Source organism: Psychrobacter sp. SZ93C1 (genome assembly GCF_015864635.1).
Taxonomy (GTDB): Bacteria; Pseudomonadota; Gammaproteobacteria; order Pseudomonadales; family Moraxellaceae; genus Psychrobacter; species Psychrobacter fozii.
Window position 1 is genome coordinate 209,791 of the sequence record NZ_JADYWY010000004.1, and the last position, 24,802, is coordinate 234,592.

The window sequence follows — 24,802 nt, forward strand, 5'->3', positions numbered from 1 at the left end:
TTCGTTCTGTTATTTATTTATCGTACCGATTGCCGGTAATCATTCTTTAACGTAGTTGAGTGCCATGCTGACAAAAAACAACCCGCCTAGTAACTCACCAGATGAAGATCCGGCACAGCGTGACGCTCGTGCAGTCAGGCGCTTGTATCCGTTATCATTTTTGCTCAAACTACTGGTGCTGATTTTAATCGTACTCGCGATTATGTTTGCGGTGTTCTTTTATGCGGCTGGCACAGAGTCAGGTACCAAGTTTATATTAGAGAAAGTCAGTGCCGAGACAGGCATAGAGTTCGAATATGGGCAAGGTAACTTGCGTGACGGTATTTGGGTGACCGACATTGATATCAAGGCGACTGAAGACCTTGAGATATTGGTTGATAAAGCCTATGTAAAGATAGGCTGGCGCGCTGTATTTGCCAAAGAAGTGCATTTGCGTGAGGCCGATATACAGACTATTGAGATTATCAATAATGAGCCACCAACGGGTGAGCCCTTCGATTATAAAACCCTGCAGTTACCCGTCAATCTACGCTTTGATCAAGCTAAAATCAAAAGCATCACTTATAAGCAAGTGACCAAAGAGCCTATCATCATCCGTAATATCGTTGCCCGTGATTTGACTTGGGTCGGCAGTACGGTATCCATTGCTCGTGGTGATTTGCAGTATGCTGACATCGTCAATATCAGTGCTTTAAAAGGTGAAATTGATTTACAAGGCGATTATCCGCTAGATTTAAGTGCTATTGCAGAAGTAAGTGCACTAGAACAAGCCTATATTGATCCACTAAACATTACCGCAACAGGTACGCTCAAGCGCACGGTTGGTAAAGTAAGCAGCCGCTATAATGATAGTGATGTTACCGGTGATTTTATCGTGCAGGGATTGGACAGCGATTCACCGTTTCGGGCAAAACTGCAATGGGATGATATCTTAATCCCGTATGCAGAAGATCAAGATATTCGCCTAAAAAGCGGTACGGCCACAGCAGAGGGTGTCATCTCTGAGATACGTCTACGCATCAATACTGAACTGACGGCCAAAGACATTCCTTCAGGTCATTATCAAGGCCGTGCGATTATTGCTGATAGTCAGCTGCGTATTGATCGTTTAGATGCTGATGTGCCTGCTGGACGTCTGGTGTTGCAAGGTATTTTAGATTGGAAGAGCAGCTTTGATGCAAAAATCCGAGCGACAGGCAGTAACTTTGATATCCGCCAAGCGATTCCTGATGAGTACGCTGACTTTAAAGCGTACGCACCGCAAACGCTTGATGGTAGACTGTCGCTACATTATCAGCAGCAGAATAGCGCTGGTAATACAGAGATAGATGCAGACTTACGTCAACGTGATGGTGAGCATGTTAATGCTAATATTGCCAGTGGCAAAGTTTCAGCGAAATCTAAACAGGCGGCCCCTTGGTATATTGATGCTAAATGGCAAAACCTAGTCCGCCGTGATGTGCCTGATGTCGGCAATATTAATAGCCCGAGTGGACAGGCAGATGTCATCATTCGTGACTCACAGCTATCCGTTGATGCCAACGCGGTTATCAATGAGCTCAATGCTGCTCCAAAAGGCAACTATGATGTGCGTCTACGTAAAGCTGGTGACGTCATTGATATCAATCGATTGAACTATGAAGGGATCGTAGGCGACCTATCTGGTACTGGACAGATTCGACTAGCGAGTAAAAATACACCACTTACATGGCAGATTGACGCGAGTACCAAAGGCTTGCTGCCGAAAAAATACCGCAGTGACTTACCACTTGAGCGTTTGACAGGTAGTATTAACGCCCGCGGTCGTTTGTTAAATATCACCAAAAGCGGTGTCAGTGGTCAGCGCCATATCATTACGCTGAATAACACTGATTTGCAGACGCAGCTTGATGCCACACAAGACAGTCGTACCATCGGTATAACAGGTGATGGTGATGCTAGCATCGATATCGTGGGTGGAGAGCTTTCTGTATTTGATGCGCGTTTTGATGGCCAAATTGATACGGCAGATGTACCAAAAGGCCGCTTATCTATTGATGCTGCTGGCACGCCAAATCTGATTAGTATCCGTAAATTAAATTATAATGGCGAGGCTGGTGCAGTGGCAGCGAAGGGTGTCATTGATTTACGCAAAAATATTGGCTGGACGGTAGATGGCCGCTTTGACGATTTCAATTTGGGTTATTTTCTACCCAATAACCCAGCGATTCTGACGGGCGACCTAACCACCAGTGGTGAATGGCAAACGCCGCCTAGCAATAGTAAAAAAACGCCAGGTAAGCTGAAACGTTTTGCCGTAAATTTCGATGGTGTACTGGATGCTGAGCAACTGCCAGCAGGTAAGCTGACTATTGATGCCAGTGGCGATGATCAATTGATTCGTATCAAACGCTTCCGTCATGTGGGTGCTGCCGGCAGCATTGATGCCAAAGGTACTGTAGATGTGCGTCAAGGAGTTGCGTGGGATATCAATGCGGTAATGGATCGTTTTAACCTAGGGTATTTCCTAAAAGACACACCAAGTCTTATCACGGGTACGATAGATACTGATGGACGCTGGAGTGATTCGCAGCAAATTATCAATATCAAGCAAGTTAATTTGAGCGGTATGTTAAAAGGGCAAACGTTGAGCGCTAAAGGCAGCTTGGCGGCGAAAATGCGCTTACCAAAAGACTTGGCAAGCTACTTTGAAAGTCTGCAAACGCAAGATGCTCAAGCGCAATACAAAAAAGTAAACGCCTTAATTGATAGCTTAAATGCCGAAAACCTCGTACTGCGTTGGGGTGATAATTACGTAACTGCTAACGGTAATGCTAAGCAGCTACAAACCAAAATCAATATCACCAGCTTAGATCAACTCTCAGACCAGCTGGCTGGTAAAGTAACTGGCGGTGCCACTTTGTCGCAGCCAGTAGGACAAGCGTTGCCAACCATTTATATTGATTTGGTGGGTGAGCGTCTTGCGCTACCAGGCTTTGTTTTACGTCAGGGTCGTGTTCGCGGAAAACTGGTCAATCTAGCAAATAGCCCAAGTCAGCTTATCATTACTGCCGAAGGCTTAGATGCTGCTGGACAGAGTTTTAAAAATGTTAAGGCTTCATTCAATGGGACAGAGCAGGCACACGTGGTCGATCTAGACGTGGCCAATGAGCAGCTGACTATTGGTGCGCGAGTCAAAGGTGGATTCAATCGCAATAACGTGAGCTGGTCTGGAGTCATCGGTGAGGGTCGCATTCAGTCTAAATACGCGACCTTAAACCAGTTGCAACCAGCGCAGTTGATTGTGAATTTACCTAATGAACAGAACGGGAAAAACACGGACTTTAAAGTACAGCTAGCTGCGCATTGTTGGCAAGCTGCTGATCAAACTGGCAAGCTGTGTTTACGCAAAAAACTAGTCGCATCACCAGATCAAGGTGAGGTCGATGTGGCCTTACAGAATTTAGATACTTCATTATTCTCAGTCTTTTTGCCCAAAGATATTGATTGGCATGGCAAGATTAATGGTAAAGCCATTGTCGGCTGGCAACGTGGTCGTCCGCCGACTATTAATACAACGTTGTATTCGGATAATGGCAAAATTGGCTTAGCTCAAGAGGGTGATAGCGCTGCTGTTACTTTACCTTATAAGCGGGTTTCTCTCATTGCTGTATCCGTTCCAGAAGGCCTCAAGCTACGCACAGATATCAACACCGGAAGCGGTGCTCGTGGCTATGCTGAGGTCGTTGTTGATCCTTATAAAGCGCCTAAGCCAATTTCGGGTGCACTGGTACTCAATGAGCTCAATCTAGCGATATTCAAGCCTTTCTTCCCAGGGATGCGAGTCCTGCGAGGAAATGTCACGATGGCAGGTGGCGTCGGTGGTACGCTGGACAAGCCGCAGTTCTATGGTGATGTGAAGCTTTCTAATGGCCGTATCGCCATGTTGGATTTACCGATTAACTTGACCAATGTGAATGCTGCTGCCAAAATTCGTGGCACTCAAGCAACGATGGATGGCACGTTTAACAGTGGTACTGGTAAAGGCTCTCTAACAGGAACGGTTGATTGGAAACAGAAGCTACAGGCTAAGCTAAGTGTTATCGGCGAAGGCTTGGTGCTTACTCAGCCGCCGTTGCTAGTGGCTGAAATCGATCCGGATATTGATATTATTGTGCGCCCAGGCGATCGCTATGTTGATATTAAAGGTGCCATTAGTGTACCGTCAGCGACTATCCGTCCACCAGAAGCCAGTGAAGATATCGTGACGCAAACCGAAGATGCAGTTGTGCTCGATCGTCGTTTGATTGGTAATATCGATGAAGTCTTGGCCATCTCGAAGCCTTGGTCTATCAATGCAAATATTGGTATTGACTTGGGTGAGGATATTAATTTCCGTGGCTTCGGTGCCGTGATTCCTTTAGCAGGGGCGATTAATATCACCCAAAATGGTACTGGGGTTATGCGTGCAAAAGGTGTGGTGCAGGTATCGCGTCGTACGGACATCAATGCCTTTGGTCAAAGTTTAGAGCTCAATTATGGTCAAGTACGCTTTGATGGGGATGTGATGAACCCGACCTTAAGTGTCGAAGCAGTCAAAAGCATTGAAGGGAAAATAGTAGGCCTACGCGTTAAAGGTGATACTGAATCACCAAACATCATCGTCTTCAACAATGCTGGTCTGACACAGCAGCAAGCGATGAATGCGTTGGTCACAGGCCGCCTTACTAATACAGGTGCGACCCAAATCAGTGAGCAAGGATTTAAATCGCAGGTTACCAATAACTTAGCAGCAGCTGGATTGAGTTTCGGACTGAGTGGCACGCGCAGCTTAACCAATCAGATAGGTCAGGCTTTTGGTTTGCAATCTCTGACTGTGGATGCATCAGGCAGCAGTGAAGACACCAATGTCAACGTCACTGGTTATGTGACCCCTGATTTATATATTCGTTACGGAGTGGGTGTATTTAATGCTCAGAATAGCTTGTCGGTTCGTTACCAGTTGACGCGTCGTATCTATGTTGAAGCAAGCGCCGCTGCAGAGAATGCAGTAGATGTGGTTTATAGCTGGCAGTTCTAAACGCAACGCTATAGTCAGAGAACTACTAAACTGCTACGGTGTTAGTCTCCTTAGATGTACTACCTGTACAATCTGCAGTCGACTGCCTTGTAGCAATTTTAGATTTCTTTGACTATAAATTATTATCAATATCTAAAACCCATATCAATTAACAATGACTATAGTAATGTCCACTTATAAAAAAACGCCTTTTAATGAAGGCGTTTTTTTATAAGTGGACATCGAGTGATGTTCGTTCTATTTGGTTAGGATTAGTCGATTATTACGCGTCAGGCGTAGGCGGTACTCTTCACCTTCATGCTCGATACGTACTTCCTTGGTTAGGGCAAATAAGTGCTGTGATTGTAGAGTAGGTAGGCGGTTTTCGCGGCAGTTTAGATAACGAGAGATGACCATGCTCATAATAAAATCCTTTTGATAAAAAATAGCTGAGTAGCGATAACAGTAAGTAATCGTCTTTAACGATAATAATTATCATTTAGATTGAATGATTTTGCAAGACAATTGATAAAATAAAATGCAGTTATTATGTAAACTTATCTAAAGCAGTTGTCATAAAGCCTACATTGAACAAGCTAATTTATAATAATTATTTTTAGAATCAGTATCTTAAGTTAGATGATTGCTATTTTCTAATATTTTCTAATATTTTTGAATGACTGAATAAAAATAAATAACGAAGGACAAAACCATGCCAAGTAAATCAGATAAACAAGAAATAACCCAAACCATAGATAAAAAAGCAGTTATCGTAAATGTTGCTGTCGCTGTTATTCACCATAAAGAGCACTATTTGCTTGGGTTTAGAAATGCTACCCAACATCAAGGCAATCGCTATGAGTTCGTCGGTGGCAAGATTGATGCCAATGAGAGTGCTGAACAGGCGCTGGTTAGAGAAGTCGCTGAAGAAACAGGGATTGCTATAGGGAATGACATTGTCGTCAAGCTTGGTCGTTTGCATCATGACTATGGTGACAAGCAGGTTGTACTACAGGTTTACAAGATTGAGCTGGCAGCACAGCAATACGAGCAGCATAAACATTGCGAATATGGATTAGAAGGGCAGGCACTGACATGGGTGAATAAGTCTAAGCTATTGGCAGGTGAATATCCCTTGCCCGCTGCGAATAAAACGATTCTAGAATGGCTGAGATTGCCAACGCAGATAACGATTACCTATTCATTATCACATTTTAGCGAATGTACAGATCCAGCGGCAGCATGGTTGCAATATCATCAAGCCTATTTAGCACCAGAGTCTTTAGTTTATATTCGAACAAAAGAATCTGATGCAGGGCGCTCAGACAATCTAGCAGCGCAATTGATGCATGTCCGTCCAGACGTTCAAGCGATTGTACCTTATGATGCCGATAGCCAGTTTATGGACGTTGATAAGTCAATACTAATTAAAGATGAAAATATCTCTCATCAAGTCGTTGCAAATCATTTGACCCATACGGCATTAATGCAATGGCTTGAAAGTGTTTCAGACACTTCTGTATCTGAGCATTGTTTATCGGATGACTTTCCATTGATAATCAGCTGTCACGATATTGTCAGTATTGAAGCGGCCAACAAACTCGCCAGTGCTCGAATACAGCAACAGCTACCGCCAGTGATCGGTATTTTCATCTCACCAGTATTAGCCACTCACACGCATCCTGATACTGTACCACTTGGTTGGGAGGCATGGTCTGCCTTAGCACAGCTGGCCGATATGCCAGTCATTGGTTTGGGCGGTCTATCACCCACGATGATAGATCAAGCATTAGCACATGGCGGTATCAGCGTTGCTGGTATTCGTCAGTTTTTTAACAGTGAAAAATGAGAAGAAATTCGGCTTATATTGAGCCTATTATTTGTTGAAAATTATCAGGGATATCACTGATTTGTCTGATATTTATCCAGTAAGTAACTATGTTTTTATTAGGTGTTTGTTCTACCGCATAAAGACCTAGTTACTTACAAACCGTTGCGTTTCCCTACATTGCGACACTGTTTTAATAGTCAAGTTGTCCTTAATATAGAATACCTAATTAAAGAGTATTTACTCTATCATTCATAAGCAAACTGTTTATTATTCATTAGCAAATTGCCTATGAAAACATATTTTGACCCTTGCAATAAAATCAAATTCTGTAGCGCTGGTTTACTTATTAGACACGCTTTTTGAATTTGGCGACGTTCAGAGAGTTAGACTAGGTGGATAAATACACAAAGAATTTTTCACAGTCATTATTAATAACGGTAATTCTATGAAAGCCAACAAGTTACCTAAGTCAGGATGGTCTGATTCACAGGAAGCTGGTTCTCAATCTCAGCAGACTAGCCAGTCAAGCAGTTATTATCTAGATAAAGATAATGCGCAAAAGGCAGGCTATGCCAGCAATGATGCTAGCTACAACCATGACGAATCGAATGATGAGTATCCGAGCCATTCGGTAAAAGACACGTCTTCGCAAGACAGTTATTTTGGGTACAAGAGCGCTGTCAAAAGCCTGTTAAAGGCAAAAGAGTCTGCTATGTCTGATGATGACATTACGAAAAATAATGATTTGAAAAGCAGTGTTGAACAGTCCCAAGGACTGACTCTGTCTACGCCAATCACCTCAGAATCTGTAGGTGGTCAAATAAAAATAACAAAAGATAAGTATGAGCATAGAGATTCTGAACAAGAAACCGATTCGTCATCGGATACCACTCATTCATCATACAAAGAAATACCGGAGCGCATATTTATGAATGGACTGATCAAACATACAGGTATTGCCTTAGCTATTATTATACCATTGGCTGCGTTTTCAGCTTATGCTGCTACGCCTCCAGTCAATGCAGCGTCTATGGCGGCTACCAATGCAACGATGGATAAGACGACAACAGAGATGCTGTCTATCGAACCAAGCGCCATCATTCATAAGTCTGTAAATACCCCAACGACAGTCGATAGCGTCGACCTCGAAAAATATGCTGGAACGTGGTACGAGATAGGTCGCTTACCGATGTACTTTCAGCGTAAATGTGCAGGTGATGTTACGGCCAATTATGCTCAAAAAGCTGATGGAAAAGGTATAACCGTCACTAACAAGTGTATGGCCGAAGATGGCTCGGAGATTGTTGCTGAAGGTCTCGCTAAGCCAACGGACGAGACTGGTAGTAAGCTCAAAGTAACTTTCTTGCCCTCATGGATTCGTTGGTTGCCAGTCGGCCGTGCCGATTATTGGGTACTAGCACGTGATGCTGATTATAAGACGGCATTGGTCGGCACACCTGACAAAGATTATCTATGGCTATTGGCTCGTTCACCTAATGTCAGTCAAGAAACCTATTCTAAATATCGTCAGATTGCACAACAACAAGGTTATGACTTAAAAGAATTTAAGCTCACACCGCAAACCAATCAGACGGTAAATTTGACGCCATAGTTAATATGAATATAAAACGTTAAATTGAATTGTAGAATGAATTTGTATATCTGAATATCTGATAGATAACTGGTTATTATCAGGTTATTTCAATAAATAAAAAGTCATAGTAACTCTCATTCAAAAAAACTAATAAGGCAGCATATATGGCTGCCTTTATTTTTATCCCTGTTTATATATGAGTCTGTATATGAGAATGAAACCTATTATGCACACTAGCTAATCGGTTACTACTGGCAAAATGAGGCGTTTTAGGCTAAAATCTATGCGATTCAAATACTCTAGTGTCAATAACCCATATTGATAGTGGTTGATTATCACATTAGAGTCACCATTTAGAGCATACACAACCTATCTATTTCATATTTCTTCATATTTTATTGATCATACATTACTGACCATAAGGATGTTTCTCGTGAGCAACGCTGATACCTTACGCCAATTACATCAAGACCACTTAAGCAACTATAACAATCAAGAGCAACAAGCGATTGAGTTAATGGGGTTATTGAATAAGCTCTATAATGCGCAAGACGTACAAGTGACCTTGTTCGGCGAAACGCTAGACTCTACCTCAGTTGGTCAAATACTCGCTTTGCATCAAAAAGTTGCATTGCGCGATCATGGTGCTAAGTCTATTGATATCGCTGATACACTAGCGATGGTAAAAGTCATCGCAGAGAGCAAAGATATCCAAGCCACTCGTATCGATGTTGGTCAATTGATTGCTAATGACACTGACGTACAAGCTGCGCTAAAATCTGTTAATAATGCAGGTGCCGTGAATGGCGCGACAGATGTTGTATTATATGGTTTCGGCCGTATTGGTCGTATCTTGACCCGTTTATTATTGGCGCAAGCGTCAAGTGCAAAAGGTATGCAGTTAAAAGCTATCGTCGTACGTCCAGCTGCTGCTGGTGACTTGGCCAAACGTATTTCATTACTTGAGCGTGATTCGATCCATGGTAGATTCTTGGGTGGCATTAGTATCGATGATGATAACAACGGCATGATTATTAACGGTCGTTTTGTACAAGTTATCTATGCTAAAGACCCTAGTGAAATCGATTACACCGCTTATGGTATCAACGATGCTCTCGTTATCGATAACACAGGTATCTGGAAAGACGAAGCAGGCCTTGGCAAGCATCTACAGTCTACTGGCGTGAAAAAAGTACTACTAACTGCCCCTGCTGGTGGCGATATCAAAAACGTCGTTTATGGTGTGAACAATGACACGGTTGGTGATGACACTATCATTAGTGCTGCCAGCTGTACGACCAATGCTATTACACCAACGTTGAATGTATTGAATGATGAGTACGGTATCGAAAACGGTCACGTAGAGACTATCCACTCATTTACCAATGATCAAAACTTGGTTGATAACTACCATAAAGCAGACCGCCGTGGTCGTAGTGCTGTGATGAACATGGTTATCACGAGCACAGGCGCAGCAAAAGCAGTTGGTAAAGCACTACCAGAATTAAGTGGTAAGCTAACGGGTAACGCCATCCGTGTACCAACACCAAATGTCAGTTTAGCGATTTTGAACTTGACGCTTAAGACGGCACCAGAAAGTGCTGAAGCGTTGAATAAATTTTTGCGTAAAATTGCTAACAGCAGCACTTGGCAGTCGCAGATTGCGTATACTGATTCTACAGAAGCCGTATCAACGGATTTCGTTGGCACGACTCATGTTGGTATCATCGATGCGCAAGCCACTATCCTGACTGGTAATCAAGCCATTGTGTATGTTTGGTATGATAACGAAGTAGGTTATAGTACTCAGGTATTGCGTTTGGCGACCCAGATGGCTGGAATTAGCTACACTCAAATTCCTGCATAGAACGTTAAGCATAATAAACCAGTTGTCTAATATTGTGTAAATCGGTGCAGTAATACTGCAAAATTTGCCATAATAGCGTCTGGTTTGGATAGCTTGATATTGCGTTAGCTGTCATACTTAAACACCCGATAGTCCGATTGATTATCGGGTGTTATTTTCATATTGAATATCAAATACAAGTAGCGTGCTTTTAGCGCTTATATTGTCACAATATTTTTTGTGACAATACAGTAAAACCCCATAATATAACCGTTGGTTGTAACCAGTATATAAACTGGATTGTGAATTAAGGAAAGTAAAATGCGATTTATTGATGAAGCCGTCGTAACGGTAAAAGCAGGTGACGGTGGTAACGGAATCGCCAGTTTTCGCCGAGAAAAATATGTCCCACGTGGTGGTCCTGATGGTGGTGATGGTGGTAAAGGCGGAGATGTTTATGTCATTGCAGAAGACAACACCAACACGCTAGTTGACTATCGTTATACCCGTCGTCATGACGCCATGCGAGCTGAGAATGGCCACAGTAGAAACTGTTCAGGCAAAGGCTCTGATGATTTGTTTTTACCAGTACCTATCGGTACCACGGTAGTTGATACCGAAACAGATGAAGTATTGGGTGATTTGATTGAACTTGGTCAGACGTTACTGATTGCCAAAGGTGGTGATGGTGGTTTGGGTAATACCCATTTCAAGAGCTCTACCAACCAAGCACCGCGTAAAGCGACGTCAGGTTTTGAAGGTGAATTAAAAGTTCTTAAATTTGAGCTAAAAGTAGTGGCTGATGTTGGCTTGATTGGTTTGCCTAATGCTGGTAAATCTACCTTTATTCGTCAAGTTTCTGCTGCTAGACCAAAAGTTGCTGACTATCCATTTACCACACTCGTTCCTAATTTAGGTGTAGTCGATATCGGTCGTCATCGCTCATTTGTGATGGCGGATATTCCGGGTTTGATCGAAGGTGCTTCAGAAGGTGCCGGACTTGGCATTCGTTTCTTAAAGCATGTGGCTCGTACACGTCGATTGTTACATGTGGTCGATGTAAAGCCAGTTGATGGCAGCGATCCGGTAAACAACGCTCGTGTTATCTTGAATGAGCTTGAACGTTTTTCACCTGAGTTATCTAACTTGCCCCAGATTTTAGTATTAAACAAAATCGATCAGGTGCCTGAAGAAGAGTTAGATGAGCTCTGTACCCATATTGTCGCTGAGCTTGATTGGACAGGCGATGTATTTCGCACCTCAACCCTAATGGGTGAAGGGACTGATGCGGTTAAATATCATTTGATGAATGAGATTGAACTAGAGCGCGAGCGTGAACTAGAAGATCCTATCTTCGCTGAAGCACAAAGAACACGTTTTGAGCGCTTAGAAGTAGAAGTCCGTCTAAACACTGAAGCCCAGCGTGAAGCCTATCGTGCGGCCCGCAGAGCAGCACGTGAAGGGGTGGACTTAAATGACGATGATGACGACTTCGATGATGAAGACGGTGTCGAGGTGGTTTACGTTCCATAAGTGAACAAGCTTGAACTGATGTACCTGAATTTTTTAAATCAATCCCCTAATCAATTCATAAGATAAAAAGGAGTTTATATGGCAGATGGCATAGAAAACACGATCGAAGAAGCAAGATTTGTTAAGCAAAATCGCAACTTTGATATTCAGCGCGTTATTGTCAAGATTGGCTCATCGTTGTTAACCAATAACGGTCGAGGGCTGGATCGAACTGCCATATACGAGTGGGCCAAACAGATTGCTAAGCTGCATAAGCAAGGCGTCGAAGTGCTACTAGTATCGTCAGGTGCTGTTGCTGAAGGTGTGGTACGTATGAACCTTGAGGAGCGCCCTAAAAAACTAGCCGCACTACAGGCCTGTGCCTCCATTGGTCAGATGGGTTTGATTGAAACATGGTGGTCAGCTCTGATTCAGCATGGTATCCAAAGCTCGCAGCTGCTATTGACTCATGATGATCTGTCTAATCGTAGCCGTTATCTCAATACGACAGGTGCATTGACGCAATTATTAGAATGGCGCGTGCTACCTGTTATTAACGAAAACGACACCATCACCATTGATGAAATCAAATTCGGTGATAATGACACATTAGGGGCAATGGCAGCAGCGATGGTCAATGCTGACTTGTACATTATCCTCACCGATCAAGATGGTGTATTCACAGACAATCCGCGTGACAATCCTAATGCAAAAATGATTCGTCAAGAGCGTGCGATGGCTGATTATTTGTTTGATATAGCCGGAGATGGTGGCAAGCTTGGACGCGGTGGTATGTTAACCAAAATCCGTGCTGGTCGTCTTGCTGCAATGGGTGGCTGTCCAACCGTTATCGTAAGCGGCGCAATTGATGATGTCATTACTCGTGTGGTATCAGGTGAAGCAGTTGGTACGCTTTTGACAACCAACGATGAAGACAAAATTATTGCTCGTAAGCAATGGTTGGCGGCTCACCTGCGTATGTCAGGTAGCTTGGTTGTGGATGCAGGTGCGGCAAAGGCACTGACTGAGCATAATAGAAGTCTACTACCCGTTGGCGTCGTCGAAGTCCGTGGTGGTTTTGATGAAGGTGACGTGGTTGAAATTATCCATCAAGATACCGGTGAGCGTCTCGCAGTCGGGCAAGTCAACTTTTCATCGCAGGATGCGCATCGAGTAGCACGTGAGCGTACAGAGCAGTTTGATAAGATTTTTGGTAGTAGTGAAGAGCGTGTGGTCATGGTACACCGTGATAACTTGGCACTAACCGTATAGCACATTAATAATATAGAATCGCTTAGTATGCATACAGTCTTAGTCTAAATATGGATTAATAGTATTGAAACTGAGATGTCGTCATGATCATTCTATAAATATTTATCATTCTTTTATTTAACGTATTTTATCCAACAAAGTATTCATCAATAAGTATGAATGCTTTGTTGTTTTGGAGATTTGTACATGAGTGCTTCAGACAATAGTAATTCAACTCAGCACGACTTTGCACCATTAAAAAACGACAGATTGCTGAGAGCACTACGATTTGAAACGATAGACACCACTCCAGTTTGGATGATGCGTCAAGCAGGTCGTTATTTACCAGAATATAAAGCAACCCGTGCTGAAGCGGGCGACTTTATGAGTTTGTGTAGAGATACAGACCGTGCCACTGAAGTGACCTTACAGCCACTACGTCGTTATGATTTAGACGCTGCCATCTTATTCAGTGATATCTTGACTATCCCTGATGCCATGGGGCTGGGTCTATATTTTGAAGCGGGCGAAGGCCCTAAATTTAAGCATCCTATTCGTACACAAGCGGATCTTGATAGAATACCAAAGCTTGATCCGACCGACTCTCTTGATTATGTCATGCGTGCGGTGACGAGTATTCGTAAAGCGCTGAATGGTCAAGTGCCGTTATTTGGTTTTTCTGGTAGCCCGTGGACGCTAGCGACGTATATGATTGAAGGCGGCAGCTCAAAAGACTATCGCTATACCAAAGGTTTTTTATACAGTAACCCTGACTTTCTACATCAACTATTGGATAAATTGGCAACGTCTGTCATCGATTATTTAGATGCGCAAGTAGTTGCTGGTGCCCAAATTTTACAGATATTTGACAGTTGGGGCGGCGCGCTTGGTCATCGTCAGTTCATTGACTTTTCTCATGCTTATAATAAGCGTATTGTCGCTGAGCTAAAGGTACGCCATCCACACATACCAGTGGTATTGTTTACGAAAGGTGGTGGGCTATGGTTAGACATCCAAGCGGATAGCGAAGCCGATGCTTTGGGCCTAGACTGGACGATGCCGATTGATCGTGCGCGTCAGGTGTTGACTGACAGTCAGCGTCAACTGACCAAGCAGCATAAAAAACTACAGAGTAGCAAAGCCATCCAAGGAAACTTGGATCCAGCAACCTTGTATGGTTCACCTGCAACGATTCGCACTGAAGTAAATGCAATGCTAGATAGTGCATATGCTAGCGGCGAAAAAACAGGTTATGTCGCAAACTTAGGTCACGGCATCACTCAGTGGGTTAATCCTGACAATGCAAAAGTGTTTATCGATGCAGTGCACGATTACAAAATCTAAAGTTTGGATATGCAAAGCTTATAAGCGTCAATATATACGTTATATTTATCTGCTATTTACTGAGTAAAAGAAAAAAGGATATCTTATGATTTCAGCAGCGATTGTTGGTGGTACAGGTTATACGGGTATTGAGCTGATTCGCTTATTATCTGCCCATCCTGAAGTATCTATTGATTTGCTAACCTCGCGTAGTGAAGCTGGTACACGAGCTGATGAGATATTCCCAAGCTTACGCGGTATATCAGATATCGTCTTTAGCGACTTAGGTGACGATACGCTTGCAACGTTGCAAAAGTGTGATGTGGTGTTTTTTGCGACACCACACGGCGTGGCAATGCAACAAGCTGAAGCGCTTACTCAAGCTGGTGTAAAGGTCATTGATTTGGCTGCTGACTTTCGTTTGCAGTCATTGACTGACTTTGAAAAGTGGTATAAACAGTCACATGCGTGTCCTGAGCTGTTAAAGACCGCTGTTTATGGACTACCTGAAGTTAATCGCGATAAACTTGCAAATGCATTGTTGGTGGGCAACCCTGGCTGTTATCCAACCACTGCCATTTTGGGTTTGAAGCCGATTATTGAAGCACAAAATAAACAAGCAGAACGTTTGATTGAATCTCGCATTGTTATTGATGCAAAGTCTGGTGTGTCTGGCGCGGGTCGCCAAGCCTCGCTTGCACTCAATTATGCTGAATCAACAGATAACTTTAAAGCTTATAGCGTCGAGGGGCATCGTCATCTACCTGAGATTGAGCAGGGTGTTGCACAATTATTAGACAGTCAGTTTACCCATCGTATTCGTTTTTTACCGCATTTAGTACCGATGATACGCGGTATGCTAAGCTCAATTCATATGGAACTGACGGATGCTGGGGCTGCTATCGACTGGCAACAGGCGTTTGAAAACGCATATGCATCAGAGACGTTCGTTGATGTGATGCCAAAGGGTGTTTACCCTGATACACGTAGTGTACGCGCCAGCAATCGTTTACGTATTGCCGTGCATCAAGACAGTGATCGTGCTGAGTTGACTGTCATCGTAGTACAAGACAATTTGGTCAAAGGAGCAGCAGGACAGGCCGTGCAAAACATGAACGTTATGTTTGGGTTTGATGAGTCAATGGGACTGAACTTTGCGCCGATTGTTCCTTAACATCGACTGCTTTATATTCCAATCATTCACATTTACGGTGCTAGGTATTGATTATAAATTCCGCTATAATAACAGGTACTTATTGTTAAGAGATACCGCCTAAATGCGTGTTAAGTTTGTATTACGCTTTTGCTCACAGTCAGCACGTTCATCGTGTATAGACGCCAATCGCCATCGTTTTAGCCCAGTAAGTTCTATAGGCCGCGAGCAGCAAGGAGCGTCTACATTGGTACTGGCGCTATTTGTGGTTGTCATACTGGTAACGGCCATGGTTGGACTGATATTTGGTCATAAGCTGGGCTATCAGCGCGGCTACCACTCTATGGAAACAGAAACCCAGCAAGCACTAATCAATAGTGAAGAGGCGACCAAAGAGCTGGAAGATACGCGTCTTAGTCATAAAATAGCGATCAATCAAGCGGCTACTGCCAAGCAAGAGCTGGCGATAAGCTTAGCCAATGTAAAAGAGCTGAGTGAAAACAAGCAAGAATTAACGGTTGAAAACAGACAGCTTTCGCAGCTCAACGAGTTATATGCTGATATCGTTAGTAGCAAAGGCGGCATGCCATTACAGGTGCTTGGCGCTCATATTAAACCGTTACCCGAAAATGCTTTTGAGTATATGTTTGATGTTGGAATGCTTGCCAGTGATGGCGCGTCAAAACGATTGACGCCAACATTGACACTGCTCAATGATGATGACTTCGTAGAAGTGCCTTTAGAGTATCCAGTCGATACGATTGAAGGCATTGTTCGTATTCGTGGTCGCTTTATCATGCCATCTAGCTTTAAGCCGTTACAAGTAAAACTCAGCTTGAAAGCAGACGGGCAGGAAGTAGAGCAAATCTATGATTGGAAGCTCGGTGCTCGAGTGGACAATATGCCGCTATCACTTTTGGATTTGCCAGAAGTTGATGACAGTCCTATTAAGCCTTAGTTAGTTCTAGATAACTAAGATATGAGAAAGGCGAGTGAAAGTACTACAAACAGTAGACTAAGCGCGCCTGATACTATATCTGAATGTGTTAAATCTAATTGTATTAAACTAGCGATTACCTCTCTTCATTATCCCTTATTCCGTAATAAATATACCTATTAATTTGTACTCTAATTATGATAAATCAAACAATACTACAGACTACGCCAATCGTCTCTGATTGGCATCTCCCAAATATGCCTGCTGACCGTGCGCAAGATGGGGATACGGATGGCGAAACGTCACCACAAGCAGACGTACTAGTGGCAGAGCCGGAAGTGGCTAAGCCGCCGATGTATGCAGTCGTTATGTATAATGATAACTATACGCCGATGGAATTTGTCGTCTATATTCTGCAATCAGAATTTCGTCACAGTATGGACTCTGCCGTTGAGATTATGCTGACGATTCACAATGCGAGCAAAGGTATTGCGGGTATTTATCCAAAAGACATTGCTGAGACTAAGGCCAAAAAAGCAAATAGCTTGGCGCATCGTGAAGGCTATCCACTATTGACTCAGATAGAGCCACATCAAGGCGAATAACTGAATCCCCCTATAATGCTGATTTCAACGTTTCGTTTATCTATTCTTAGCTTTGATAAATAGCTCACTTTCCACAGTGAGCTAGATAGTTATCTTACATAGAAATTTTTTCACTTCACTGTTTAGATAAAGCCCCTTCAAATTCTTTGTCACTTCGCTCATTCTCTCTGTTATCTGTTCATTTCTCTAAGCTTTTATCCTTTATTATTTCTAATACGGTTAGCGTACAGCACGCTTTGATACACTTTAGTCGTTTTTAATAGATTGACTCTGATTGAGTATCGTGTTGATATAAAGAACAGCAAGTATGAGTTATCAGCACTCTTGGTTGATAATAGTTAGTTGATGATAGACAGTATTGTTATTTATACAATCCCTAGACAGTGTCATTTAGCAAGATATTTTAATAATACAGATATTACCCTTGAACAATCCATCTATCGCCCTGATTTACTTACTAACTCATTCATAAAGCTATCAATTATAAAGATAGGTATAACCGTAGGAAGTTGTTATGTTAAGTCGTCATCTTGAAGTTTCTTTGCGTTTAGCAATGACACTTGCGCGTCAAAAATCGCATGAGTATCTAACTGTTGAACACCTACTACTGGCACTGCTAGAAAATACGCACGCCGCCAATACACTGACTGCTTGCAATGCAAATGTCTCAACGCTGCGTACTGAGTTGGAAGCTTATATTAATAAGCATACGCCAACGATAGATGTAGATACAGAGCAATCACCGCAGCCTACCCAAAGCTTTGATCGTATTTTGCAACGTGCTATTTTCCATGTGCAATCTATCGGTGGTGGTCGTTTGGTAGAAGGCTCGGATATCTTGGTATCTATGTTCTCAGAGCATGATACTTATGCTGTTTACCTGCTTAAAAAGCAAGGTATCAGCCGTCTTGAGTTGACTCAGTACTTGTCACATGGTCAAGACAAAGAAGAACCCTCTGAGCCGCGTGCTTCGATGACTGGTGAGCGCCGTAATGCCTCAGAGAAAACCAGCAAAGATCCATTGGTGGAGTTTGCGACCAATTTAAACCAACGTGCTGCTGAAGGTAAAACGGATCCATTGATTGGACGTACCTCTGAAATTGAGCGTGCTGCGCAAGTACTATGTCGTCGCCGTAAAAATAACCCATTGCTAGTCGGTGAGCCTGGTGTTGGTAAAACCTCTATCGCTGAAGGTTTGGCGTGGTTAATTATCAATGACAAAGCACCAAAACCATTGAATGGTTGCGTTATTTATAGCCTAGATATTGGTTCATTAATCGCTGGTACAAAATACCGCGGTGATTTTGAAAAACGTATGAAGTCGTTGCTTGACGCATTAAAGAATAAACCCAATGCGATTTTGTTCATTGATGAGATTCATATGATTATTGGCGCAGGGTCGTCAATGAGTAGCAATATGGATGTGTCAAACTTGATCAAACCGGCACTTGCTAATGGTGAATTACGCTGTATAGGTTCTACGACCTTTACCGAGTATCGTCAGGTATTTGAGAAAGATCATGCATTATCACGTCGTTTCCAAAAAATCGATGTAAAAGAACCAAGCGTTGATGACAGTATTGACATCTTACGCGGTCTTAAGCCTCGTTATGAAGAATTTCATAACGTCGAATATACAGACGAAGCATTGGTTACTGCTGTCCAGTTATCCGCTAAGCACATTCACGAGCGCTTCTTACCAGACAAAGCCATTGACGTGATCGATGAAGCGGGTGCATATAAGCGTTTAGGCGTGATTCCAGATGCGGATGATATCGATGCAGAAGAAAGCTTCATTGCTGATTTAGAGCAAGACTTTGATGCTCAGATTGATGCTGATGAAGAAGATTTTGACGGTGTGACTCATAGCGATGTCGACAGTAATGAAATGCAGGATGAAGCAGATACTGCTAAAGTCAACGATCGCGTTCAATCATCTAAAGATTCAAAAGCTGCGAAAAAAAGACCACCGATGAAAATCGATGTGGCAGACATTGAAGCCATCGTTGCTAAGCTTGCACGCATTCCACCCAAGTCAGTGTCTAGCGATGATAAGAGTATTCTCAAGCATCTAGATCGTGATCTCAAGCATTTAGTGTTCGGTCAAGATGAAGCGATTGAAACGTTAGCAGATGCGATTAAACTGTCTCGTGCTGGCCTAAAGGCTCCAGATAAGCCTATCGGCTCGTTTATGTTTGCTGGTCCTACAGGCGTGGGTAAAACAGAAGTATCACGTCAATTAGCCAATTTGCTTGGTGTCGAGTTAGTTCGCTTTGATATGTCAGAGTATATGGAAGCACATACCGCCTCACGTCTAATCGGTGCGCCTCCTGGCTATGTTGGTTATGATCAGGGCGGTCTGTTGACTGAAAAAATCAATCAGCATCCACATTGTGTCTTATTACTTGATGAAATCGAAAAAGCGCATCCTGATGTATTCAACTTGTTACTACAAGTGATGGATCACGGTACTTTGACGGACAACAATGGTCGTGTTGCTATCTTTAAGCAAGTTATCGTTATTATGACCACCAACGTTGGTGCTGACAGTATCAGCCGCTCATCTATGGGCTTTACTCAGCAAGACCACAGTCGTGATAATACAGAGTCGCTCAAACGTGTCTTTACGCCAGAGTTCCGCAATCGCCTTGATGCCATCATCCAGTTCAACCCATTAGATACGTCGGTCGTGGTATCAGTAGTCGATAAGTTCTTGGTTGAGTTACAAGTGCAGCTTGATGATAAGCAAGTTACTTTAGAAATTGACGATGATGTCCGTAACTATCTAGCTGATAAAGGCTACGATCGCCTAATGGGTGCACGTCCTATGCAGCGTCTGATTCAAGACGAGATCAAAAAGCCATTGGCAAGCATGATTTTGTTTGGTGACTTGGTCAATGGTGGGGTTGTACATCTAACGCTAGAGCCTGAAGACAGTAATGAGCAAGATGACAAGTCTGTTAAGATTGAAAAAACCAATGGCAAAACGTCAGATAAAGGTTCGTCAGACAGTCGTATTATTTTGACCGTCGTTGAAACGCATGAGCCATATCCGGACTCTGAGTCGTTAGCTAGCTAAGTCTTTTATTATCAATAAAACAAGAACGGTTACCATGTTGCTACGGTAGCCGTTTTTTTATTGCTATAATTCATCATAAAGCCAATGCATGAGTCCATTCATTCGAATGTCAAAGACTTATTCATGCAATCTGATGCAGCATTTATATGATGTATAACAAATAAAAAAGGATATATTATGGAATTGTTTGATGAACAGACGACCAAAACCCCCGAGCAAAAGCAAGCGATTTTAGACAATGTACGCCTGCCAACAGATTGGAAAACAGCATTAGCAGATGAGCTAACCTCTGATAATATGGATAATTTGCGTGCATTTTTAAAAGAAGCGTACCAATCAGAGGAAAGCATTTACCCACCAGCACCGTTGATGTTTAATGCTTTTAACTTAACGCCTTTATCACAAGTTAAAGTCGTGATATTAGGTCAGGACCCTTACCATCGTCCAGGACAGGCAATGGGACTATCGTTTTCTGTGCCAAAAGCCATTCCAAAACCGCCATCGCTTAATAATCTGTTGAAAGAAATGGCTGTTGATATTGGTCTGAAACCATCAGCACATGGCGATTTGACGTATTGGGCGCAGCAGGGAGTATTGTTATTAAACAGCTCGTTGACTGTAAAAGAAGGTGAGCCGAATAGCCATCAAAATCAAGGGTGGGAGCAGTTCACTGATGCGGTGATTGATGTGGTCAATGAACAAACAGAGCATACAGTGTTTATATTATGGGGAAGTAAAGCGCAGAAAAAGGGCAAATATATCAATACAGACAAGCATCTTATCCTGACGGCTGTGCATCCTTCACCGCTTGCTGCTAACCGTGGTGGTTTTTTTGGCTCTAAGCCATTTTCTAAGACCAACGACTATTTGGTACAGTATGGTCAGACACCAATTGATTGGCAGTTACCGCAATAGATGACAAATATACCGGATATAAGCTTGAAACTATCTCAACTCTTCAATCATCAGCCAGTTATCGAAGATATTCAGACCAGTACATTTTGGTCAACTGAAGATGTTAAGTGGATGCAAGAAGCACTCAAGCTTGCTAAACAAGGTGCTGAGCATGGAGAAGTGCCAGTAGGGGCGATACTAGTACACGATCAGCAGGTCATAGGGCAGGGGTTCAATGAGCCAATTGGTCGCCATGATGCGACTGCACATGCCGAAATTATCGCATTGAGAGATGCCTGTACCCGTTTAAATAACTATCGATTGCCATTACAGACAACGCTGTATGTTACCTTAGAGCCTTGTACGATGTGTGTTGGGGCGCTGATTCACGCACGGGTAGAAAGGCTAGTCTATGCGGCGAGCGAGCCAAGAGCAGGTATGGTTGGTAGTCAGATGAACTTGCCGATGCAGCCTTTTTATAATCACAGTATTCAAGTAAACAGAGGTCTTTGTAGCGAGCACAGTAGTCAAATACTCAAAAGCTTTTTTCGCGAACGACGAAAACTGGCCAAAATGAAATCAAAATAATCTGTTAACAAGATATCGGACTTGTCGCTAGTGATAGGGATGTTTCTTTGCTATAATATTGCCCTATTTAATGGCGAAGTTGTCAGCCATATGAGTATTGTCTCCGATTAAGTGATTATTATGACCGTTTCTACAACTGATAACACCGCACTTCATAATGATAATAGTCAAACGCAACCACTGCGTTATCCTGTTATTTGTATTGATGGGCCGAGCGGTGCAGGCAAAGGCACGGTTACATGGCGCTTAGCTCAAGCATTGGACTATCAGTTGCTTGATTCGGGTGCTCTGTATCGTATTGTAGGACTCAAAGCTTTCGAAGCTGGTCTGGTTACCGCAGATACCAGTCAAACCATTGATGAAATGGCGGTATTAAAGTTGACACAAAGCCTAGATATTGCATTTGTGCCTAATAATGCGTCAGGACGTGTCGATATTTTGGTGAATGATGAGGCAGTTGGTGAGCAGGTACGTAACGAGACAGTTGGAGGCTATGCCTCACAGATAGCAATCTTTCCAAAAGTTCGTGAGGCGTTGTTAAAGTTACAACAGGACATGGCCACTCGTTCAGGTTTGGTTGCTGATGGCCGTGATATGGGAACGGTAGTATTCCCAAATGCTGATGTTAAGGTGTTTTTGACCGCCAGTGCTGAAGCGCGTGCTGAGCGTCGTGTGGCACAGTTATCCAACGCTGGGCAAACAGCAGACTTTGACGCAATCTTAACAACGATTAAAGCGCGTGATGATCGTGATGAAAATCGTAGCACTGCACCGTCGAAACCTGCAGAGGATGCTTTGCTGCTTGATAGTTCAGTACTAGATGCTGACACTGTATACGAACAAGTGAAGAAACACTGCCAAACCAAAGGCATATTCTTTAATAGTTAATAAAAACAACATATTAAGCATTAAAAGCTTTGCTATGAGGTTTGGTTTTAGTATAAAATTGTAGTAGTGAAATTTATGGGGTTTACCAGGCCCTAAGAAAACATGATTTGATAGAATAGATGACGAAATTTTCAGGTCAGACAGACAGTTGTTGTTAATAATTTCAGTAAAACATGCGCTTATTAACAACAAACGTTTTTATATATGATTGCATGGGATAAAAAACCAGTATTCTCGTTTTATGCAATCATAAATTTGATCCGTACTGTGCTGGACAGGATACGGCTATACAAAGGTAGACATAATGGAATCATTTGCTGAACTATTTGAAGCGAGCATCGAAGAGACAGGTCTGGATATCGAGCGTGGCTCGGTTATCACTGGTACTGTTGTAGCCATCGATAGCGACTGGATCACTGTTGACACTGGTCTGAAGTCTGAAGGTATTGTCGCTCGTGAAGAGTTTTTAAGCGAAGAAGGCGAACTTGAAGTTGAAGTTGGCGATAGCGTTGATGTCGTGGTTGAGGCAGTTGATAACGGCATGGGTCAAACCTTGCTATCACGTGAAAAAGCTAAGCGTGTTGAGACTTGGAATTTCCTTGAGAAAATTGCTGACAATGATGAAATCGTAAAAGGTATCATTTCAAGCAAAGTTAAAGGCGGTTTCACTGTAGATATCGGTTCAGTACGCGCATTCTTACCAGGTTCATTGGTAGATGTACGTCCTATCCGTGATACGACGCATCTTGAAGGCAAAGAGCTAGAATTCAAAGTTATCAAACTTGATCAAAAACGCAACAACGTTGTAGTTAGCCGTCGTGCAGTTATGGAAGCTGAAAATTCAGCTGAGCGCGAAGAGCTATTGAACAAGCTTGAAGAAGGCATCGAAATCGAAGGTATCGTTAAGAACCTTACTGATTACGGCGCATTCGTTGATCTTGGCGGTATTGATGGTCTATTGCACATCACTGATATGGCATGGCGCCGTATTAAGCACCCATCAGAAGTTGTTGAAGTTGGTCAAGACCTAAAAGTTAAAGTATTGAAGTTTGACCGTGAGCGCAATCGCGTAAGCCTAGGTCTAAAACAACTTGGTACTGATCCTTGGGATAACGTTGGCGGAACTTATCCAGTAGGTAGTGTTGTTAAAGCACGCGTAACTAACCTAACTGATTATGGTTGTTTTGCTGAGATTTCTGAAGGTATTGAAGGTCTAGTACACGTATCAGAAATGGATCATACCAACAAAAACATCCATCCATCTAAAGTTGTTCAAGTGGGTGATGAAGTTGAAGTAATGATTCTTGATATCGACGAAGAACGTCGCCGTATCAGCCTAGGTATCAAACAAACCCTTGCTAACCCATGGGATGAGTTTGATAAGAAACATGAGCGCGGTGATAAAATCACTGGTACTATCAAATCAATCACTGACTTCGGTATCTTTATCGGTCTAGACGGTGGTATTGATGGTCTTGTTCATCTATCTGATATCTCTTGGAATGAAACTGGCGAAGACGCTATCCGTAACTACAACAAAGGCGACACCGTTGAAGCAATGGTATTGTCAGTAGATGCAGAAGCTAACCGTATCAGCCTAGGCGTTAAGCAGTTAAGCTCTGATCCATTCAACGAATACCTAGTCAACAATGACCGTGGTGCTATCGTTAATGGTAAAGTGAAAGAAGTAGACGCTAAAGGTGCTACTATCGAACTTGCTGACGAAGTAGAAGCTTATCTACGTGCCTCTGAGATCCAACGTGACCGCGTTGAAGATGCAACTAAGCATCTAACTGTTGGTGATGACGTTGAAGCGAAAATCATCAGTGTTGATCGCAAAACACGCAACATCAACTTGTCTATCAAAGCGAAAGACGAAGCTGAAGAGCGTCAAGCGATTAAAGAACTAAGCAGCACAAGTACTACTGCCGCTGCCGGTTCTGAAGCTCAACCAAAAACTATTGGTGACTTGATCAAAGAACAGATGCAGTAAGCTGCTAAGTTATTGATATAAAGTAATATAAAAGAAGCGACTCCGGTCGCTTTTTTTTATGAATAAATTTTGATATTACCATTAACAAGTGATGTTTTTGCCCAAAGAGGCAAACTCTTATTTTCATTTAGGGTAATATCCGCTATCATTTGCAACATTGAGTAACAAGATGTGAGTCACTATTTATTTAAAGCGATAGGCTGTTCTAAAGACCGAGTTTTTGTCCTTACTATTTTAAGGATATGCTGATTTAGCAGCATTTATTGAAAT

Annotated in this window: 16 protein-coding genes; 15 read left to right on the top strand and 1 reads right to left on the bottom strand. The window is 42.7% G+C overall.

The window, feature by feature from the left end; genetic code table 11:
• Nucleotides 1-64: 64 nt before the first annotated feature.
• Nucleotides 65-5,059, top strand: coding sequence for a translocation/assembly module TamB domain-containing protein (locus I6E83_RS07170; protein WP_197100775.1), 4,995 nt, complete (start codon nucleotides 65-67; stop codon nucleotides 5,057-5,059).
• 237 nt (nucleotides 5,060-5,296) lie between these two features.
• Here I6E83_RS07170 and hemP read toward each other — a convergent pair whose 3' ends face one another.
• Nucleotides 5,297-5,455 carry a hemin uptake protein HemP gene (gene hemP / locus I6E83_RS07175; RefSeq protein ID WP_227672156.1) on the bottom strand — a complete coding sequence of 53 codons (159 nt, stop codon included), beginning with the start codon at nucleotides 5,453-5,455 and terminating at the stop codon, nucleotides 5,297-5,299.
• A gap of 295 nt (nucleotides 5,456-5,750) precedes the next feature.
• On the opposite strand from hemP, the gene I6E83_RS07180 reads away from it, so the two are divergent.
• The 14 genes from I6E83_RS07180 to rpsA all read left to right on the top strand — a co-directional run bounded on the left by I6E83_RS07180 (nucleotide 5,751) and on the right by rpsA (nucleotide 24,532).
• Nucleotides 5,751-6,887 (top strand): NUDIX domain-containing protein, encoded by a 1,137-nt coding sequence (locus tag I6E83_RS07180; RefSeq protein ID WP_197100777.1) that lies wholly within the window; start codon nucleotides 5,751-5,753, stop codon nucleotides 6,885-6,887.
• 427 nt (nucleotides 6,888-7,314) lie between these two features.
• On the top strand, nucleotides 7,315-8,481 hold the full coding sequence (locus I6E83_RS07185) for a lipocalin family protein (protein WP_197100779.1): 1,167 nt from the start codon (nucleotides 7,315-7,317) through the stop codon (nucleotides 8,479-8,481).
• 406 nt (nucleotides 8,482-8,887) lie between these two features.
• On the top strand, nucleotides 8,888-10,330 hold the full coding sequence (locus I6E83_RS07190; protein ID WP_197100781.1) for a glyceraldehyde-3-phosphate dehydrogenase: 1,443 nt from the start codon (nucleotides 8,888-8,890) through the stop codon (nucleotides 10,328-10,330).
• Nucleotides 10,331-10,630: 300 nt separating this feature from the next.
• Nucleotides 10,631-11,842, top strand: coding sequence for an Obg family GTPase CgtA (cgtA, locus tag I6E83_RS07195; RefSeq protein WP_110922389.1), 1,212 nt, complete (start codon nucleotides 10,631-10,633; stop codon nucleotides 11,840-11,842).
• Nucleotides 11,843-11,920: 78 nt separating this feature from the next.
• The gene (proB, locus tag I6E83_RS07200; protein WP_110922390.1) at nucleotides 11,921-13,093 is read left to right on the top strand and encodes a glutamate 5-kinase; all 1,173 of its coding nucleotides are present in this window, start codon (nucleotides 11,921-11,923) and stop codon (nucleotides 13,091-13,093) included.
• A 186-nt stretch (nucleotides 13,094-13,279) separates the two neighbouring features.
• On the top strand, nucleotides 13,280-14,416 hold the full coding sequence (hemE, locus tag I6E83_RS07205) for a uroporphyrinogen decarboxylase (RefSeq protein ID WP_197100783.1): 1,137 nt from the start codon (nucleotides 13,280-13,282) through the stop codon (nucleotides 14,414-14,416).
• An 85-nt stretch (nucleotides 14,417-14,501) separates the two neighbouring features.
• Nucleotides 14,502-15,569, top strand: a complete 1,068-nt coding sequence (argC, locus tag I6E83_RS07210) for an N-acetyl-gamma-glutamyl-phosphate reductase (RefSeq protein WP_110922392.1) — start codon at nucleotides 14,502-14,504, stop codon at nucleotides 15,567-15,569.
• Nucleotides 15,570-15,672: 103 nt separating this feature from the next.
• Nucleotides 15,673-16,506 (top strand): hypothetical protein, encoded by an 834-nt coding sequence (locus tag I6E83_RS07215; protein ID WP_110922393.1) that lies wholly within the window; start codon nucleotides 15,673-15,675, stop codon nucleotides 16,504-16,506.
• Nucleotides 16,507-16,682: 176 nt separating this feature from the next.
• Nucleotides 16,683-17,090 carry an ATP-dependent Clp protease adaptor ClpS gene (locus tag I6E83_RS07220; RefSeq protein ID WP_197100785.1) on the top strand — a complete coding sequence of 136 codons (408 nt, stop codon included), beginning with the start codon at nucleotides 16,683-16,685 and terminating at the stop codon, nucleotides 17,088-17,090.
• Between the two features lie 514 nt (nucleotides 17,091-17,604).
• Nucleotides 17,605-20,169 (top strand): ATP-dependent Clp protease ATP-binding subunit ClpA, encoded by a 2,565-nt coding sequence (gene clpA / locus I6E83_RS07225; protein WP_197100787.1) that lies wholly within the window; start codon nucleotides 17,605-17,607, stop codon nucleotides 20,167-20,169.
• A 177-nt stretch (nucleotides 20,170-20,346) separates the two neighbouring features.
• Complete coding sequence (locus I6E83_RS07230) at nucleotides 20,347-21,084, top strand: uracil-DNA glycosylase (RefSeq protein WP_197100788.1); 738 nt, start codon at nucleotides 20,347-20,349, stop codon at nucleotides 21,082-21,084.
• A 24-nt stretch (nucleotides 21,085-21,108) separates the two neighbouring features.
• Nucleotides 21,109-21,651 (top strand): tRNA adenosine(34) deaminase TadA, encoded by a 543-nt coding sequence (gene tadA / locus I6E83_RS07235; protein ID WP_413787055.1) that lies wholly within the window; start codon nucleotides 21,109-21,111, stop codon nucleotides 21,649-21,651.
• Nucleotides 21,652-21,771: 120 nt separating this feature from the next.
• A complete protein-coding gene (cmk, locus tag I6E83_RS07240) occupies nucleotides 21,772-22,539 on the top strand; it encodes a (d)CMP kinase (RefSeq protein ID WP_197100790.1) in 768 nt (255 codons plus the stop codon).
• 304 nt (nucleotides 22,540-22,843) lie between these two features.
• Nucleotides 22,844-24,532 (top strand): 30S ribosomal protein S1, encoded by a 1,689-nt coding sequence (gene rpsA / locus I6E83_RS07245; RefSeq protein WP_110922399.1) that lies wholly within the window; start codon nucleotides 22,844-22,846, stop codon nucleotides 24,530-24,532.
• Nucleotides 24,533-24,802 lie beyond the last annotated feature (270 nt).